General features: G+C 40.7%; 11 protein-coding genes. 2 read left to right on the forward strand and 9 right to left on the reverse strand.

Features of this window, described 5'->3' with window-relative positions:
• The first annotated feature begins 308 nt into the window (after positions 1-308).
• Positions 309-1,115 (forward strand): hypothetical protein, encoded by an 807-nt coding sequence (locus IPM34_12715; GenBank protein ID MBK8956397.1) that lies wholly within the window; start codon positions 309-311, stop codon positions 1,113-1,115.
• A 294-nt stretch (positions 1,116-1,409) separates the two neighbouring features.
• Here the strand turns inward: IPM34_12715 and IPM34_12720 are convergent, their stop codons facing one another.
• The gene (locus tag IPM34_12720; GenBank protein MBK8956398.1) at positions 1,410-2,996 is read right to left on the reverse strand and encodes a peptide chain release factor 3; all 1,587 of its coding nucleotides are present in this window, start codon (positions 2,994-2,996) and stop codon (positions 1,410-1,412) included.
• Between the two features lie 39 nt (positions 2,997-3,035).
• Positions 3,036-3,566, reverse strand: coding sequence for a putative metal-dependent hydrolase (locus IPM34_12725; GenBank protein MBK8956399.1), 531 nt, complete (start codon positions 3,564-3,566; stop codon positions 3,036-3,038).
• Between the two features lie 186 nt (positions 3,567-3,752).
• Here IPM34_12725 and IPM34_12730 point away from each other — a divergent pair, with 186 nt between their 5' ends.
• Entirely contained in the window at positions 3,753-4,448 is a 696-nt protein-coding gene (locus IPM34_12730; protein MBK8956400.1) for an OmpA family protein, read from the forward strand.
• Between the two features lie 204 nt (positions 4,449-4,652).
• On the opposite strand, the gene rny is transcribed toward IPM34_12730, so the two are convergent.
• The 7 genes from rny to IPM34_12765 form a co-directional block, all read right to left on the reverse strand.
• Positions 4,653-6,296, reverse strand: coding sequence for a ribonuclease Y (gene rny, locus IPM34_12735; GenBank protein MBK8956401.1), 1,644 nt, complete (start codon positions 6,294-6,296; stop codon positions 4,653-4,655).
• Between the two features lie 834 nt (positions 6,297-7,130).
• Complete coding sequence (locus tag IPM34_12740; GenBank protein MBK8956402.1) at positions 7,131-9,572, reverse strand: phenylalanine--tRNA ligase subunit beta; 2,442 nt, start codon at positions 9,570-9,572, stop codon at positions 7,131-7,133.
• Between the two features lie 703 nt (positions 9,573-10,275).
• The gene (locus tag IPM34_12745) at positions 10,276-12,402 is read right to left on the reverse strand and encodes an Omp28-related outer membrane protein (GenBank protein MBK8956403.1); all 2,127 of its coding nucleotides are present in this window, start codon (positions 12,400-12,402) and stop codon (positions 10,276-10,278) included.
• Between the two features lie 171 nt (positions 12,403-12,573).
• On the reverse strand, positions 12,574-13,755 hold the full coding sequence (locus tag IPM34_12750) for an ATP-binding protein (GenBank protein MBK8956404.1): 1,182 nt from the start codon (positions 13,753-13,755) through the stop codon (positions 12,574-12,576).
• 350 nt (positions 13,756-14,105) lie between these two features.
• Positions 14,106-16,847 carry a formate dehydrogenase subunit alpha gene (fdhF, locus tag IPM34_12755; protein ID MBK8956405.1) on the reverse strand — a complete coding sequence of 914 codons (2,742 nt, stop codon included), beginning with the start codon at positions 16,845-16,847 and terminating at the stop codon, positions 14,106-14,108.
• Positions 16,848-16,971: 124 nt separating this feature from the next.
• Positions 16,972-17,328: a four helix bundle protein gene (locus IPM34_12760; GenBank protein ID MBK8956406.1), complete on the reverse strand. Its 357-nt coding sequence runs from the start codon at positions 17,326-17,328 to the stop codon at positions 16,972-16,974.
• A gap of 469 nt (positions 17,329-17,797) precedes the next feature.
• Positions 17,798-20,116: a 3-hydroxyacyl-CoA dehydrogenase/enoyl-CoA hydratase family protein gene (locus tag IPM34_12765; protein ID MBK8956407.1), complete on the reverse strand. Its 2,319-nt coding sequence runs from the start codon at positions 20,114-20,116 to the stop codon at positions 17,798-17,800.
• Positions 20,117-20,173: the final 57 nt, after the last annotated feature.

Below are 20,173 nucleotides of genomic sequence, written 5' to 3' on the forward strand. Positions count from 1 at the left end.
TCATACGTAAAGTATATGTGAATTAACCATGGAATGACAAATCTTTATAGCAGCTATATTCTGAACATGTAATTTTATTCGATGGAAATTTAACATGCTTTCATAAAGAACCGACCGTCCGTTTGTTCTCCTGTCAAATTTACCGCAAAGTTTAAGAAGCTGGCATCCGGCCAGCCATGTAATGAAACAAATGAAATCCAGCAGACTAAAATTTGTTACCTGAGATATGCTACAGTGACCACCACGGAAAATTTCACAAATTGAAATTATTCTTGTAGTAACTTTGATAAGAGTAAAAATCAATAATCATGATCCAACAATCAATCATAAGGTCAAACACGCACATCAATGCCTACAGAATCGTTATTGCTTTTGGCTTATTATTTCTATTTCTTTTGTCGGCACTTTGGCTTATCAGTAAATTTCCAGAAAATGCATTCACAACAGTTTTCAAAGTAATTCTTGGTTTTGTATTTGTCTTTATTGCAGCATCCCCTTATGAATGGCTTGTCCACAGATATGTTTATCATCGTGTAGTCATCCCAATTCTAAAACCTATTTACAGAGTCCACCACTTAAGCCATCACTATGTTTATTTCCCAACCTGGAGATATGTTACAGGAGGCAAAGCACGCAGAATTTCCTTGTTTTCAAAAAACAATACAGAAACTTACGAAAATATTTTTGGAAATGCCCTTGTTTTCTCCATGCATTATCTGTTTTACTTTGTTTTGGCAATTGCTTTGATCATGATACCATCGTGGTTGTTGATCCACGATCATATTTTTTTATATGGGCAGGTCGCCGGCTCCCTGGTTGTATCCAATCTCTTCATTACAGTACACGACTCCATCCACAGGCCAGGCTCACATCCATATATGGAGTCCACATTTTGGTTTAAGTTTCTGGACAGACATCATTACATTCATCATGTAGATACAGAAGCCAATGTAAACTTTTTATTACCCCTGTCAGACTGGCTTTTCGGCACGCTCAGACTTTCATTAACGCCCGAAGAAATCCATCAACATGGAACCCTGGAACAAGCAAAATCCAAAATAATAGGGAAAGGAGAGCCCGCTCAAACGGCACTTAAGAAAATGGCTAACTCGTGAATAGGATTGGTTTTAGGCTTGTAGGCTTGTAGGCTTTTAGGCTTGTAGGCTTGTAGGCTTGTAGGCTTGTAGGCTTTTAGGCTTGTAGGCTTGTAGGCTTGTAGGCTTGTAGGCCCGATAAAATATAGAGAATTATTTCTTTACTAAATTATTATGCAATTTTATCGGGATGACTGTTTGACTGCTTGTTAATTTGATAAAAACTAACGAATGTTTGTTATCCGCATCATCTAACAACTAACTTCTAACTTCTAACAACCAACAACTGCCGACTGCCAACTTCTCCCTGCCAACTCATTCCTCAAACTCACTGCTCGTATGAAACATCACATCTGGAAAATTTTCCTGAACGAGTTTCAATGTCCAGGCACTTTCTGCCAGAAAAACGAGTTTGTCATCTTTGTCTCTGGCCAAATCTTTTTTTCGCCTGGCAATAAACTCGCTAAGTTTGACTTTGTCTGCGGATGATACCCAACATGCCTTGCTCATTTGAATTGGTTCGTAAGTGCAGGATGCGCCATATTCGTGTTCCATTCTGTATTGAATTACGTCAAACTGAAGTGCTCCTACTACACCGATAATTTTTCGTTGATTGTCTTCTTTTATAAACATTTGCGCAACCCCCTCGTCCATAAGTTGATCCAGTCCTTTGGCAAATTGCTTGAATTTGGATGGATCTGCATTATTGACATATCTGAAAATTTCAGGTGAAAACCTGGGAATCCCCTTAAAATGTAAAGCTTCTCCTTCAGTCAGGGCATCACCGATCTTAAAATTTCCGGTATCAAATAATCCGACCACATCCCCCGGATAGGCTTCTTCCACAACTTCTTTTCGGGCGGCCATAAATGCCGTCGGATTTGCAAATCTGAATTGTCGATTCAAACGCACATGGTAATAATTCGTATTTCTTTTAAAAACACCAGAGCAAATTCTAAAAAAAGCGATCCGGTCCCGGTGACGCGGATCCATATTGGCGTGGATTTTAAATACAAATCCCGTTAATTTTTCCTCTTCGGGTTGCACCCATCTTTCTTCCGTTTCTCTGGATAAAGGGTTGGGTGCAATCTCCACAAAGCAATCCAGCAATTCGCGTACCCCAAAATTATTGACTGCACTTCCATAGAAAACCGGGCTGACTCTACCTTCCAGGTAGTCTTCTCTGTTAAAATCCGGATAAACGGTTGTGAGTGTTTCAAGATCATGGGTCAGACTTGCATGGCTGCGCTCGCCAATGAGCTCAGAAAACTTCGGATCGTTTACATCGTTCAGTGCTATCACTTCTTCGTCCTCCTGCTTTCCATGGGGTTTAAAGTGGATGAACTTTTTCTCGTACAGACTGTAAACTCCTTTAAAAGTCTGCCCCATACCGATGGGCCACGAAAGCGGAGTTACTTTCAAGGATAACTTCATTTCGATCTCATCCAATAAATCAAACGCATCTTTTCCTTCGCGATCCAGTTTATTAATAAACACAATGATCGGCGTTTTGCGCATTCTGCAAACTTCGACCAGTTTTTCTGTTTGCTCCTCAACACCTTTGGCTACATCAATGACCACTATGACACTATCTACCGCAGTCAGGGTGCGGTACGTATCTTCAGCAAAATCTTTGTGGCCCGGGGTATCGAGGATGTTGATCTGCAAATCCCGATATGGAAAAGACATCACCGATGTCGCTACAGAAATACCTCTTTGACGTTCAATATCCATAAAATCGGAAGTTGCATGTTTCTTGATTTTATTGGATTTTACAGCCCCTGCTGTTTGAATGGCGCCTCCAAACAAAAGTAATTTTTCAGTCAGGGTCGTTTTCCCGGCATCGGGATGGGAAACTATTCCAAAGGTTCGCCGTTTCGATAATTCTTCCATTTGCTCCATAGGGCCGCAAAGGTAAGAAACAGCAGAGAACGAAAAGGACTATGAGGGCTGGCTTAACGCGATTTTGATATGTGCCAGATGGTGCCTGCTGTGCCAGGCATACATACTGACCGATTCTTTGAGGCTGATCAGTCTATTGTGTTCAGGATGCAGAAATTGGAAATCCCATTGCTCATTTTGGATACTTTCCAAAAAAACTGTCCATCTCGTATGCAAGGCTCCAAGAAGAACCACTGATATTTTAGGGTTAATCATTTCAACATCTTCAAGCTTTGCCCATTCTTGTTCGAGGTATGCACAAATTCTGGGTTGATTTTCGGTAAAAGCGAGTTTATGACGAACATAGGCATTCATATGACTGTCTGCAACATGATGGATCAACTGTCTTAAAGTCCATCCTCCGGGGCGGTAGCGGTATGTATATATTTCATCCCCCCGCCCATCCAAAGCGGACTCAATCTGCCCCGGTAGTGCTTTAAGTTCATTGATCCAGCCTTGAATTTGAACCAAAGGGTATTCTTGTGGCTTTTGCCATCTGCCAACCGGATATTTTAAATGTTCCAGATCCATTTTGAATTTTTTTATCCAGCAAAATACTGATCTCTGATCGAAAATTATCCGGAATAACAAATGATTTAATAAAATACCGTCATAGCCTTCTAATTTTGCAAGTAAGTCAGTTTAAATTTACAGGAATACCTGTAACTGCTTGAGGATTAAAATTTACTGGTTTGAATTTGTAATGCGATAAACTCTATGAACGAAAACAGAAATTGGTGGTTTTGGCTGATCGGTACAGTTGTGTTGATCGGTTTTTTGTGGACCCAGGTTCAATCATGCAGGGACCGGGAATGGACTGACCGCACAAAAAATGCGATGCGCGGATTTACTGCCGCCGTCGATTCGTCAGCCATTAAAGCAGAAATGGCCATTAAAGCAGCATATGCCAAATTTGACTCTGCTGGTCTTTATTTCAAAGCCCGCTGGGATCGCTTGGGGAAGATGATCAATATCCGTTTGGATACTTTTAATTTGAGTTTACCGGAGCAAGGAGTTGAACTTAAATTACTGGAATGGCTTCAAAGCAAATCAAGCATTATCGATAAAAATACCTGGTTCAATTTTGATCGTATCTTATTCCAATCGGGCAGCGCCACACTCAATAACATCTCAGACGAACAAATTGAAAACATCGCCCGCATCATGAAAGCCATGCCAAAAGTTGAATTCAAAATTGGCGGTTATACGGATAATGTTGGAGATCCACAGGGCAATTTAGAACTATCAAAAGCAAGGGCAGATGCTGTTATGCAGGCTTTGATCGCGAGAGGCATTGATGCGGCCCGTCTCAGTTCAGAAGGATATGGTCAGGAACATCCGGTTGCAGATAACAGTAGCGAAGCGGGAAGAGAACTCAACAGGAGGGTTGCGATTCGGGTGGAGAGGAAGTGAGGATAGCTTAAAGCTTGAAGCTAAAAAGCTCAAAGCTTTTGAAGAAAATCCATATTATCACTTTGTGGCAATCATTGCAATTCAAGTATTCAATGGACATTAACCGGACATCAACTTCTGAAAAAACAATTAACTTTTATCCTACTGTAATGATGTTCTTGGCTTAAAGCTTTTGGCTTTACAGCTTTCAGCATTTAATCCTACCTACCTCGCAAACGCAGTCGCCCTTTTCTCCCGGATGACCGTAACCTTGACCTGCCCCGGATATTGCATTTCATCCTGGATTTTTTGGGAAATCATAAATGCTAAATCATCTGCATATTGATCTGTAACTTTTTCGCTTTCGACGATAACCCGCAATTCACGCCCGGCCTGAAGAGCATACGCTTTGGATACCCCTTCGTAGTTCATGGCCAGTTCTTCCAGTTCGTTGATGCGTTTTAAATAACTTTCGAGAATTTCTCGTCTTGCACCCGGCCTTGCTCCTGAAATGGCATCACAAGCCTGGACGATCGGGGAAATGATGTTGTTCATTTCGATTTCGTCGTGGTGAGCACCGACCGCATTGATGATTACCGGATTTTCATTGTACTTTTCACAAAGTTTCATTCCGAACAAAGCATGGGATAGTTCGGATTCTTCTTCGGCGACTTTTCCGATATCGTGGAGCAAGCCCGCTCTTTTTGCCAACTTGATTTGTTTTGGATTCAATCCCAATTCAGCCGACATCACGGCACATAAATTGGCCGTTTCCATGGAGTGCTTCAGCAGATTTTGCCCGTAAGAAGAACGGAAACGCATCCGGCCAACCATTTTTACAAGATAGGGGTCGAGTCCGTGGATATCCAGATCGACGATGGTCCTTTCGCCAATTTCGACTATTTGCTCGTCGAGTTGCTTTTTGACTTTTGCAACAACTTCCTCAATTCGTGCCGGATGGATCCTTCCATCTGCTACCAACCTTTTCAAAGCTAATCGCGCGACTTCCCGCCGGATCGGATCGAAGCTCGAGATCACAATCGCTTCAGGCGTATCATCGACAACGATCTCCGCTCCTGTAGCAGCTTCCAAAGCCCTGATATTTCTTCCTTCCCGGCCAATGATCTGACCTTTTATATCGTCGCTGTCCAGGTTGAATACCGATACAGAGTTTTCAATGGTATACTCAGCACACATCCGTTGGATGGTTTGGATCACTATTTTCTTAGCTTCTTTGTTGGCATTGGTTTTGGCCAGTTCTACAACCTCGCGTTCGATGGCCAAAGCCTCTGTATTTACCTTGGCCCTGACTGCTTTCAACAAATGGTCTTTGGCTTCCGATTCACTCATTCTTGCAATTTGTTGAAGCTCTTTGATACGGGTTTCATTAGCCTGGTCGAGCTCTTCCTTTTTCTTGCTCACGATCTTCATTTGAAGATCGAGATTGTCTCGCAACAATTTGACCTCAGATTCGCGACTCTCTATATCGCTGGTTTTAACTTGCAAGTCCTTTTCGAGCCCCAGGACTTTCATTTCCCGCTCTTTCAATTCAACCGATTGAGTTGTTTTGAAGCTTTCGAAATCCGATTTTAATTTGGCAAAATTTTCACGGGCTTCCTGGATTTTTTGTTGCTTAATCGTCTCATTTTTTTGTTCCGCTTTTGATACGATTTTATCGGCTTTCATTTCTGCTTCTGCCAGCAATCGCTGGGAAGTAACTCTGGATTTTTCAATCTCCAGATCGCTGATCCGGTTGATTTCTTCGAGTTTTCGCTGGTTGGAACGCTTGAGAATGGCAAATACTACAAAGTAGCCAATACCCATTCCGGCCATCAAGCCACCTATAATTGCAACTAGTAATTCCTGCATAATCACATCTTTAAGCAGGTCTTCCGCTTTGGAAATGAGGTTAAATGATTGATTACATGTTTATTAAAGAAATGTCAGCTTAACATTTCAGCTGGTCAATGCTTCAACCAATTCGCTAATTCTAAACATGTAAAAGCTATATGATGTAAAATTTAAAAATACATTTTGCTTTATCAAACGCCTCTTTATCCTCTGCCTTAACGTAAATAATTACGTTTCAGACCTTTATATATTAAAAAATAATTTAGGTGTTTAACGATTTTCTTTGTTTCACACCTGATGCAAATATAACGAAAAAATCCTGAATTTCTGATGAATTCCCTAAAGTAGACGCTAAGTTTTGCCACAAAAGCACGAGGATACAAAGCTTCACAAAGCGGTTTTAAAAGTAAACCGTACTGATTTTTTGGCCTTCGATGTTCTTAGAGTTCCTTCAGATCTTAGAGGCTTCGTGGCAGAAATTAGGCAACGAAATGATCATCCATAGACATCAGTGTTCAGAAACCGAAATGTGGATATTCCTAAATTTCGACTTTTCGACTTTCGAAAAACACCTTCTATTAATTTCCCGCGGATGACGCTGATGACGCAGACGAATTTTTATAGATAATTTCTGTAATACGATATCTCTGCGTAAATCTGCGGGAAATAAGTCTTGCTTGGGCTCCCGTAGATGACGCAAATAACGCAGAAAAAATTCTTTGTGCTCCTTCGTGTCCTAGTGGCTTCGTGGCAGAAATTAAACAACGAAATCTCTACTTCAGTCAACCCAGATCTATTCCCCAAAACACCTAAAAGCCTACATGCCCAAATGCCTCTAAACGCAACCCCCTATCACCTCCTGATGAGTGCCCCGAGCCGTTGTTCATATTCTGCAATCAGATTTTGCATTAGTTTGTCAATTTCCTCCCCGGTCATCTGCCTTTCCTGCTGTTCAAAAGTCAGACTGATGGCCATGGATTTTTTACCGGGGCCAAGCTGCTCTTCATTCCTGTAAATATCAAATAACTGGATTTCTTTGAGTAAAACACCGCATGTATCCTTAGCCTTTTTCTCAATGGCTTCAAATTTAATTTTTTGGTCAACCACCAAAGCCAGATCTCTTGTGATCAAAGGAAATTTAGAAAAATCGACATAGCTCCCGGATTTCAGCTCCAAAACTTCGCGGACTGCATTCAAATAAACCTCGCCATACCAAACCTCTTTTTTAAGATCGAATGAATGACTGAGATCGGTATTCAAGCGACCGAATTTGGCCAACGATTGTCCATTGAAAGAATAATGCAATCCAAATCCGAATAAGGAATTGTCTTCTATTTCCGAAATTTGAAATGACCGAACATTTAAGTATCCAAACAGTCCCTGGAAGACAGCTTTAAGACTGAAAAAATCCTGCGTTACAGGTTTTCCGGAATTCCAATGCGGTTCATCTTTCATTCCATACAACCAAACCCCCATGAGATCGTCTTCAAGTATGGTCCCGTCCTTTCGAATGTATTGTTTTCCCATTTCAAAAACGCCCAGGTCGGTTTGTTGCCGGTTGACATTGTATTGTAAAACTTCGAGTCCGCCCAAACAAATAGAAGGTTTCATCACATCCAAATGGATATTCGAAGTATTGTTAATAAACACCAGATCTTCTTCCTTCCATATTCCAGTCTTTATACATTGGGCTGAGCGAACCAGGGATAAACTCATGATTTCATGCAGGCCTGTGTGACTCAACCACTCTGATATTTTTTTCTTCAGGAAGTAATTGTTCTTCAGAATTTTTGGAAATGATATTTTAAGGGTTTCGGGAACCGGAATGGAGTCCAATCCATACACGCGACAAATTTCTTCTACCAGATCTGCTGCACGTTTCACATCGGGTTTGTTGGTAGGTACGAACACTCGTAAGTTTCCATCCTGCGTATCGGTCAATTCCATTTCTAATGCAAAGAGAACTTTTTTCAATGCATCTTTATCCAGATTCAATCCCGACAACTGGATAGCCTGATTGGTATCAAGAAGAATTTCTGCAGGAGGAATAAGCTGAGGATACAGATCTATCAGTGAAGAGTCGACTACAGCACCACAAATTTCCTTTAATAAAAAAGCTGCTCTTTCCAAAGCAAACAAAGTGTCATTGGGATCAGAACCTTTTTCAAAACACCTGGCAGACTGCGTCCTTAAATTATGTGCCATGCTCGCCCTGCGCACCGTGGAGGCATCGAAATGTGCAGATTCAATAAAAATTCTTTCCGTCTTTTCGGAAACACCGGAACCTATTCCTCCAAAGACTCCCGCCATACACAGGGGTTGGTCGTTTCCATCGCAAATCATCAGGTCGGCAGCACGCAACTTTCGTTCGACTTCATCCAGGGTTTTAAAGGCCGTCCCCTCCGGTAAATTTTTTACGACGATCTCATGATGTTGGATCTGATCATAATCAAATGCATGGAGAGGCTGTCCCATTTCGTACATGATGAAATTGGTGAGATCCACGACATTGTTGATCGGCTGCAAGCCCATAGACTTGATGCGTTGTTGCAACCACTCCGGAGAATCCTGTACAGTGATGTTGCTCAAACAAATTCCGCTATACCTCGGGCACAAAGCCGGATCTTCAACAGTCACCTTTATATTCAATGAACCCTTTGCGTTTTTAATTTCCTTGAGCTCCCAAACTTTTAATTTTTTGCCAGCATCTCTGTGTACTCTATACCAAGCCAACAGATCCTTTGCAACTCCCAGATGACTGGTGGCATCTGCCCTGTTGGGTGTCAATCCGATTTCGAAAATGACGTCATGATTCCTTTTTACAACTTGAGCCGCCGGAGTGCCAACGATGCTCATTGGATCCAATATCAGAATACCGTCATGCGACTGCCCCAGGCCCAGTTCGTCTTCAGCACAAATCATCCCTTCTGAAACTTCGCCCCTTATTTTACCTTTTTTAATGGTAAAGCTTTCCCCTTGAGTTGGATGCAATGTTGCTCCCTCCAAAGCCAACAGGACTTTCTGACCTGTTGCCACATTGGGCGCTCCACAAACAACTTGCAGGATTTGCCCATTTCCGGCATCCACTTTCGTTAGTTTCAAGCGATCGGCATTCGGATGTTTCAAACATTCCAAAACTTCCCCCACCACAACACCTTCGAGGTGTTCATCGGGCACACCCAGTTTTTCAAGAGCTTCGACCTCCAGTCCAAGAGAGGTGAGAATCTGTGAAACTTCTTCCGCACTTTCCTGAATATCTATATACTGCTTTAACCAATCGAATGAAATGCGCATACGTCAAATTGAGCCGCGAAGTTAGGGAAAAAGAAGAAAACAGCTTTGCCTCATCCTTAGCCCCCAGCCTGGTCGGCAGACAGGTTCTCCACCTAAGTGGAGAAGGGAGCGAATAGGGTAATATATTGCAATTTCCATAAAGAGAAATATGATTTGCACAACGTTTGTGATGGTGTTTATTTCCTAAAAAACTATAATTATCATATCTGGAAAGTCTTTGCTTAGCTTTTGATAAATAGTAACTTAGCTGTGGCGAAGGGGAAACTCCATTTCCGAAATGAACCAATGAATCACATTACAAAGTTTTCTAAAAGGTATTTTTTATTTCAGGGTTGAAGATTCTAATCAGTCTGCATTTACCAAGTTGTTCGTGGAGCGATGATATATAGGGAACTAACAAAGATCTTTCAATCGAGTTATGTTAATTTTTTTTAACCCCAATACCCTTTATGCACCTCACAAGGCGATGTGTGTCGACTAATAAATTTACAATACGATAAATCGAATAAATTTTTTATCAATGAATCCCTGGTATAAACCCTTGGGCAAGCCCTGGATCCGAATTCCGCCCCAAACGGCGAAGTATGATACCTTACACCTCCGTCGGGATTGTTCGACTATCAATTTAAAAAATCTCCGTTGGCAGGAGGATCATCAAAATTGTGTCTCAATAATAAAAATGAAATGGTATTCCATATCGGAATCACATTTTCATTAGGCCCCCACTGGCGTAGATTTGATTTTCTTTATCAATAATTGTGTAATAATATATTCCTGTTGGCAAATTACTTGTAGAAATTCTATTTAAATTATCCACTTTTATTTGGTGTAGGATCAACTTTAAATCCGCTGTCCAGATTTTTATTTCAAATTTATCGTTAGACTTGAATTCAAAATGAAGAACATCCTTAAACGGATTGGGATAAAACCTACAAACTTGATTTTCTATTACATGTTGTTTCGCATTTGAAATGATTTTATCGCAACCGTTAAACCAAATATGTGCTTTGGTGATTAATTCTTTTACGAAGTTTTTGTTGCCAAACATTTCCATTCCTACCCCTGAGTAAATTACTTTATGAGGTAACCGTTCGAAATAATATCCTCCTATTTTATTTTCGGTATAAGAAAATAGTGTTTTTGCATTCGCCGAGGTTGAATTGATCACATCGGGATATAAATTTAAACTGATCGAATCTCTGTATATAGGAAGAATATCCGAAGTTCCAATATGGCCGAATTCAGGGTCATTAGAATTTGCAAATGCGTAATTGATTGTGCTATCTCCATTGTTGAGAAATCTAGCAGACAAGTAACTACTGTGAAAATATTTAGAAGCTTGATTGCTGCTTGATCCTGGCAAGTTACTTGCCATTTGGTATCCAATATCCTGTCCCGCTATGAAAACACCAGTCCCAAGATCCATAAATCTTCTCATTATAGTGTAATTTGCGGGTCGTACAGGGGGATTCCCCCAACCCAATTGATAGTAAATGACTCGTGGTACTTTTTCATATTCATTCAAATACAATTTCTCAAATTCAATATCGCTCAATACAACATAGTCTTTACAAAGAAAACAATCCAGTGCGTCCGTAATGGGTTTCCATAAATTGACTTTACATTCTTGCCCGTTTGTTTGTTTTGCAGTATTATAGACTACCAGCGTATTGCATTCTACGGGTTGGCATATAATTTTTTTACGGATTGGATCGGTGCCACATACATTACTGGGAACCATTTGTACAGACTCAAATGACAACTCTCCAAATCCTGCAAACCCATTTGTTTGAATAATTATCCGAATTGATTTTTCCTCAGAGGACTCCAAACTCACAGCGATGCTATCCGATTTACTTTCGCCATCTATCAAGAACTCAGCATTCCAGAATTCGGGAATTTCCTTTTTAAAAGAAAATAAAAAATCACTCCGCTTTCCAGAAGAGTTAATAGCTGTAAAATCAATTTTCTGGATATCTCCTGGTTTCAACAACCAAGTAGAATCTTGATCATTACTTAAAGTCAAGCCAAGCTTTGTCTGGCTATCAATAATCTTTTGGGTTTCTGAAGTAAAATAAGTTCCATCAGAACCTTTTAAGATGGCTATGCATTCAATATTCAACGGATTTAACTCACTTGCTAAATCATAAGTATATTGAAGTCTTCTACTCGTTTTTACTTTTAAGGATCTTACCCATTCTCCCTGGCAGGGTGTGATTGCGTCTATAAAAACATTATTATGAATGTATTGATAATTATCAGATCCATCTAACATTTTCTGAAAACCTTTGATTCCATTGCTGATTAAATGAAGGTCCAAAATTGCAGAAGAATCAGAAAATCCAGGCATCGGATATAATTCAACTTCTATTTGAATTTTGCGACTTACAGAATCAAACAATGTCTTTATACCTAAATTCACAGGAGTATAATATTCTACAATGTTAAAATAACTCGATTCAAATTGATTGGCATTAATAATTCTACCTGAATTTCCATTCAAAATGGCACCCGGATATGAGTTGATACTATATTGAGATCGTATGAATTCGCCACAAGTAGTTCTCAAATCTCTTTGATTCAAATTAGCGGGCACTGCGAATGGTCCTGCATGGTAATTGATAATATTAGGAATACATGGCTTGTGTTCTTTCGTAATATTTGATAAAGCCTTGTCTCCGATCTCACAAATATTGCATTGAATTCCAGAAAAAACTTGTAATACCGGTTTAGCAAAAGTCTTATTCCGAGGTGCAATAAATGATGCTTGCGAAATTGAGTCCAAAAAAAATCCAAGCACCCAAAGGGCACACATGAATAATTTTAGCATAATTGCGATTTATTCTGAAGACACGAGAATCTCTAATATCGCTGCTTTAGGTATTCAAAAATCTAAGTTTTTTGAAAATTAATTTAAAACATCGCAGATCACGTGATTGATGTGACAAGACTTTCTCAATAGTCAGTTTAATAATCAAATTGCAGGAGAAATCATTCTTGATCAGGTTAATTTCCTGATGTTATTCAATAGCTCAATCAAAGGAATAAGCTCAATTCCATTATTCGTTTGAAAATGTTCACTTCCTGAATGCACGATGTACTTTTTTGATGGATGAATTGTTTCGCAAGCTTCATAATAACCACGATTTGCAGATAATTGTGATTTGCGTTTTATTTCAATGGCCCATTTTTCATTCTTATGTAATTCCAAAACAAGATCAATCTCGGCTCCACCGGGGGTACGATAATAATAACTAAAAGCATTGGGTGGCAAAAATTGAATTATATTTTCAATTACAAATCCCTCCCAACTTTTTCCTATGACTGGATCACCAAGCAAATCATTGAAATTTCGGATATTCAACAATGCATGACAAATTCCACTATCTCGAATATAAACTCGTGATGCTTTCACCAATCTTTTTTTTACATTACTGGTATATGGTTGGATTTTTCTGATCAAAAGCAGGTCAGTAAATAAATCTATGTATCGCGACACAGTTACATTCGAAACATCCAAATTGACCGCCAATTTGGATACATTCAACGACTGACCTTGGTGGTGCGCTAGCATTGTCCACAATCGTTCTAATGTTGTTGCAGGAATTCTAGGACCTAATTGAGGGATATCTCTTTCGAGGTAAGTTTTAATAAACTGTTGCCGCCACAACAAACTTGCTGTATCGTCTTCAGCAAGTAAACTATCCGGAAAACCACCCCTGGTCCAGAGTTGATTGATTTTATGATCCTCATTCAAGTAGTTTGTGAATTCGGTAAGGTCAATTGGACATAATTCGATAAACGCCAATCGCCCCGCTAAGGTCTCACTCGATTGTTTTAACAGGGTTAAGGATGCAGAACCAAGAAATAAAAATTGACCGGTTTTCTTTCCGCTTCTTTTTAATCGATCAATCACACTCCTGATAGGTATAAAAATTTCAGGCATTCTGTGTATTTCATCCAGAATAATCAATGTTTCGGGATTGTTGAAAACCAGGTCTTCTAAATGGTGAGCTTTTAACAAGTCTACAGGATTTTCCAGATCCAGGTAAATGGAAGGTTGATGCTTGGAAATTTCTAATGCCAGGGTAGTTTTGCCAACCTGCCTGGGCCCCAATAAAGCTACTGCCGGAAAATGTTTAAGCAGGGTATGAATCTTGTTGGATAATCTTCTAGGAATCATCTATGCAAATTTAACACTGAATATTAGATTTGCATAGATAAATTATTTTTTTCAACAAATTAATTATAGTTAATTGATTAATAGATATTTATGAATACAATTAATATATAATATCTTCATTACAGTAACGCTTCTTTAGGTTTTGATTGGATTCAACAATATGATCAGAAAAGGATTTAATTCCGCTCTTGGCCATTTCTTCTGTTCCAAATGTTTACAGATATCACGAACCCATAAACATGATGTGGGAAATTTTTTTCGCCTGCACCAGGATGTAAAAACCTACACACCAATGACTCGAATCTATATATCCAAACAGGAATCTGAGTTGTGATAACGGACTTCTACAATTACGCCTTCCCAATCTTCACACACACCACCTTATACTCCGGACACTTGGCAATGGAGTCGCTGATGTCGGAGGTGACGATGTTAACAAAAAGTTCAGGGAAGTGAAAGGTTGTGCTGATGACCCCTTGTTTGACTTCATCCGTTAAATGCGCATGGATGGTGATTTTTCCTCGTGCAGATTCGATTGAAACGGGATCGCCGTTTTGGATACCGTAATTCTGCGCATCGTTAGGATGGATGAGCACCACATCCTCTTTGATGATCTCAACATTTCCCGTACGGCGCGTCATGGTGCCTGCGTTGTAATGTTCCAAAACGCGGTTGGTGGTGAGAATGAATGGATATTCTTTAAAATTTTCCATGATTTCAGGAGATTCGACATATTCCCTAAATTCAAATTTTCCTTTTCCTCTTTTAAAGGTATCTGTATGTAAGATTTTCGTGTCGCTGCCATCGGCTAATACCGGCCATTGTTTTCCGTTTTCCCCAAGCTCATCCCACTTAACGCCTGCGAAAAAAGGAACGATTTGCGAAATTTCTTCCAGCATTGATTTAGCTTCATAATCCGCCTGTTTGTATCCCATCCGGTTCATGAGGTCTGCGATGATCTGGCCATCGGCTTTGGAATCGCCAATTGGCTTAACCACCTGCTGCACTTTCTGGATTCTTCGTTCTCCATTGGTAAAGGTTCCTTCTTTTTCCAGAAAAGATGCTCCGGGTAAAACCACATGTGCAAATTTTGCAGTTTCCGTCATGAAAATTTCCTGAACAATGAGCAAATCAAGTGACTCCAATGCTTTGGTCACTTTGTTTGTGTTTGGATCTGATTGAGCCAGGTCATCGCCCATGATCCACATCGCTTTAAACTTTCCTGCAAGGGCTGCATCGTACATTTCTGGGATTTTGAGTCCAATTTCTGAAGGCACATCGACCCCATAAAACGCACTGTATTTTGCTTTTACATCGGGCTGTGTAAGATCTAAATAACCAGCACCCTGATAGGGTTGAACGCCCATGTCGGCCATACCCTGCACATTGTTTTGCCCTCTTAGCGGATTGACACCACATCCTCTTTTACCAACATTTCCGGTGATCATGGCCAGATCTGCAATCAACATGACCGTGTATGTACCCTGATAATGTTCAGTAACTCCCAAACCATGGAAAGACATTGCCAAAGGTGCACTCGCATAGGCAATGGCTGCTTGCCTGGCCTTCTCGCGGGGTACACCGGAAACCGCTTCGAGCGCATCGATATTCAGATTCAGGATATTATTTTGAAAATCTTCAAATCCTTCTGTTCGCGAATCGATAAATTCCTTGTTGACCAATCCTTCTTTGACAATGTAATACAACATCATGTTGAGCACGGCAACATTGGTACCGGGTCTCAACTGCAAATGGATCGTCGCATATTTTGCAATTTCTGTGCGACGCGGGTCAATCACGATCGTGGTTTTCCCTTTCATCGCATGCTGTTTGAGTTTTGCACCTGTAACCGGATGACCTTCTGTAGGGTTAGCGCCGATGACCAAAATTGCAGAGGTATATTTCAGATCTTCTATCGAATTGGTTGCAGCCCCTGTACCGAATGTCCTTTGCATCCCCAATGCTGTGGGTGAATGGCAAACCCTCGCACAGCCGTCGATGTTATTGGTTCCAATAACAGCTCTGAAAAATTTTTGCATCAGGTAATTCTCTTCGTTGGTACAACGTGCAGAAGATACCCCGCCAATCGCATCCGGACCATATTTACTTTTTATCTCGTTGAATTTATCAACGATGAAATCGTAGGCTTCATCCCAGCTTACTTGTTCGAGTATCCCGTTTTTGCGGATCATCGGATGATGGATCCGTTCCGGATGGTTATAAAATCTAAAAGCGTAGCGCCCTTTTAAACAGGTATGTCCCTGATTGACATCAGCATTATAAGGTGCCTGAATGCTCAGAATTTTTCCACTCTTTACACTCACTTCGAGATTACATCCCACGCCGCAATAAGTGCAAACCGTTCTGACTTTATCCTGACCAACCAGTGCCTTCGACTGAAAGACATCGGAAATCGCAGACGTCGGGCAAGCCTGTGCACATGCACCACAGCTTACGCAATCAGATTCCATAAAAGTCTGATTCATACCTTTGATGATCTGGCTGTCGAATCCACGGCCCATTACAGACAAAACATGCTGTCCCTGGACTTCATCGCAAGCTCTCACACAGCGGTAACACATAATGCATTTTGACAAATCGGAAGTCATGTATGGATGACTCTTATCTTTCGTCCGGTCGAGGTGATTTTTTCCTTCCGGATATCTCACTTTACGAATTCCGACCCTGGCGGCAACATCCTGCAATTCACAATTTCCATTAACCTCACAGGTCAGGCAATCCAAAGGATGATCCGTCAGCACCAGCTCCATGATATTCTTGCGTAACTTCTGTATTGGTTCGCTTTCCGTTTCGATAATCATCCCTTCATCGACGGGAGTATGACAGGAGGCCACTGTTCTTTTTCCCGGCACTCCGGCACGCGATACTTCCACGCTGCACACTCTACAGGAACCAAAAGGCTCCAGATTGGGGGCGTCGCAAAGGGTAGGAATGGCCTGTTGATCGAAATGCCGCCTGACAAAAGACAATATGGTTTCTCCCGGAACGATCTCGTAAGATTTACCATTCACACTGGCGGTCTTTGCTGCAGTTTGGGTAAATAAATCGGGGGTCAGAAATTCCGTTTTCATGAACTGGCGATGTTGTGGATGGTAAAATTACGGTAAAATATTGATTTGATGATTATTAGGTGCCGCTTAAAGCTTGAAGCTTAAAGCTTGAAGCTCATGGTTTTGTACTTCTATAACTAATAAATCATTTATTCTTAATCTTTAGAATAAGGCTTCCTAATACTTTGGAGGTTTCGTGGCACAATAAAACACATTTCTCAACTTCCTCCATCTTAATGAGCTTCAATTTAACCGATAAGCCGTACTGATATTGCAATTCTTTCAAAGAGCTGTAAGCAATTTCCAAAAACCTTACAAATTCTTTATCTGTTTCCCTGCTACTTCCTTCAACTATATTAGAGGGAATAGAGATCGCTGCTCTTCTCATTTGTGCAGTTAATCCATACATTTCCTCTTTTGGAAAATGCTTAGTTATCAAGTAAGTTGCAACCGGTATCTCATCTGCCAATACGAAGGCTCTTAGTTTATTATAATCTCTCATAAAACAAATGTTTATCTGCCAAACAAACGCTAAAGCTAAATTGGAATATTTAATTACGTGAACTATAGAGCCGCAACTTATTTAAAAGGACAAATAATTGATTAATAAGTATCCATTTATTATTTAATGTTATTCCAATTAAAAGATTGCCTTTTTACACATTTACTATGATGATTTGCATTAAATGACTACAGCCCATTTTATGAAATGCCTAAATATCATATTTCATAATCCCAATCTCTGCATTAGAATTGAAAATATACCATATATTGTTGATTATCAATATATAATTTCCAATATATTGCAATAGAAAGGTGATGTACAAAAACCCTAAACAAAGCTTACTGCTTATTGCTTTAAGCTAAGAAACTGGATTCCATTGCATGAATTGGGATAATTCAAAAACACTATCAATAACTGCCAGATAGCTTCGAGCTTTAAGCTTTTAGCTTTTAGCTTTTAGCTTCTCTCAATTCCTCAACACCTTCCTGTGCTCCAACATATGCTGAATCCTCTCCAGCGTCTTTGGTTCCGAACACAGACTCAAAAACGCTTCCCGTTCGAGATCCAGCAAATACTGCTCAGAAACTTTCTGGGGCGCGCTCAGTTCACCGCCGCACAGGACATGCGCAATTTTTCTTGCGATATGAACATCGTATTCACTGGCATAACCGGCGCGTTGCATGGAATTTGCAGCTACGTATAAGGTGGCCAGTCCGCTCTGCCCCAGGACCTGGACTCCTGTTTCTATGGGTTGTACATAATTTTCACTTAAATGTAATACCTTTTCTTTGGCCTTACGAACGTTTGTTAGTTTTTGGATGCACACCGCATCGCGGCGGTCGTCGAGATAGCCCAAATCAAAAGCTTCATGTGCGGATGTGGATACTGCTGCCGTAGCAATGGTTTTAAATCTGTGGATAAGCTGTGGCATGTGCACTTCGCCTTCTTTCATTTCCTGACTGAGTCTTTTGGCAAATTCTTTGGTTCCGCCACCGCAGGGTAAAATGCCTACACCCATTTCGACCAGTCCGATATAAGATTCTGCATAGGCCACAGCAGCGTCGCAATGCAAAAGCAATTCGACGCCTCCGCCAAAAGTATAGCCCTGGCAGGCACAGACTACCGGAATGGCAGAATATCTGCAACGCATGGAAGTTTCCTGAAATAATTTTGCAGCTTCATCCAATTGTGAATATTCCTGTTGAAAAGCCATCATGCCTATATACAAAAGATTTGCGCCGACGGTAAAATGCTCGGATGTATTGCCGATGACGACTCCCTTCCATCCCTGCGTTTCTGCCAGATCTATGGCATATTGAATTCCGCGAAGTATGCCTTCGCCGATGATATTGTTCTTGCTTATAAAATTTACACACAGAACTTCATCGCCTATATCGAGAATTTGGATTTCATCATTTTGAAACAGATTGTTTTCTTTGCAACGTATCTTAAAATTTAATTCTTTATCGGATCCGGGAATGCTTACATAGTTTCCGCTTAATGGATTCCAATATTCCATTCGCTCCGATTCATTGCGGTAAAACTGCAAATTTTCCTGATCCGACATTTGCTGAATCCATTCCGGTACGGTGAATCCCGAATCATGGATCAATTCAATTCCCTGTTGAAAGCCCAAAACATCCCACAGTTGAAAAGGACCCAGCTCCCAACCAAACCCGCTGCACATGGCCTGGTCGATTCCATAAACGGTATCACATATTTCGGGAATTCTGTGTGCAACATATGAAAATAAAAAGGCCGTACTTCTTTTAATCAACAACGCTCCTTCGTCCTCCAATGAAATCAAGGTGTTCATTCTCTTTTGTAAATCATCAATCTGTTTGGACAATTGCAGGCTTTCCAGTTTTACCGGAACTTCCAGTTCATAACTACAGGTCTGCAAATTCAAAGCCCTTATTTTGCGTTTCCCGGATGCATCCAATTCATCCGTTTTTTCATAAAAACCTTTTCCGCTTTTGCCTCCGTAAAATTGGTGCCGGAGCAAAAATTCAAAGGCTTTTGATGGCGGAATATTCTGAAGCATCTCATCATCCAAACAATGTATTTTTAGACCCTGCAAAACTTTTGCAGCTGTATCTAAGCCGACCAGATCAGCCAATCGAAATGTTCCCGATTTTGGGCGACCCATTGCCGGACCCATGAGTTTATCTGCAACATAAATGGGAAGTCCGAGAGTTTCACAGAGCTCGATGACTTTCAACATATAGGGCAGAATGATCCTGTTGGCCACAAAGCCCGGACGATCCTTACACAAGACCGTTTGTTTCCCTAAATACCTCGATCCGAAATCCAACATAAAATCGATGACTTCGGGTTTGGTTTCGACACAAGGAATGATTTCCAATAATTGAAGATATCTGGGAGGATTAAAAAAATGCGTCGCGATAAAATGTGATTTAAAATCAGCGCTTCTGCCTTTCGTCAACATTGAAATCGGCAAGCCCGAAGTATTGCTACTGATGATAGCATCAGGACGTCGAACAGCTTCGATTTTTTCGAACAATTCTATTTTAGGTGGTAGTTCCTCGATGATGGCCTCGATGATCCAATCGCATTGTGCCAACTTATGAAAATCATCATCAAAGTTTCCCGTTTTGATGCGCTCTGCAAAATCCTTCCGATACAAGGGTGAAGGCTTAGAGGATAAACAGGATCGCAGACTCTCCTTCACCAGGATATTTTTATCAGGACCAGCCGCTGCCCGATCCAATAAAAGCACTTGAAATCCCGCTCCGGCCAGATGGCAGGCTATGCCGGAACCCATCAATCCGGCGCCCAGTACTCCAATTTTGCGTATGTGAAAACTTGCCAAAATTCATTT

It is taken from the genome of Saprospiraceae bacterium (assembly GCA_016716185.1).
Taxonomy (GTDB): Bacteria; Bacteroidota; Bacteroidia; order Chitinophagales; family Saprospiraceae; genus Vicinibacter.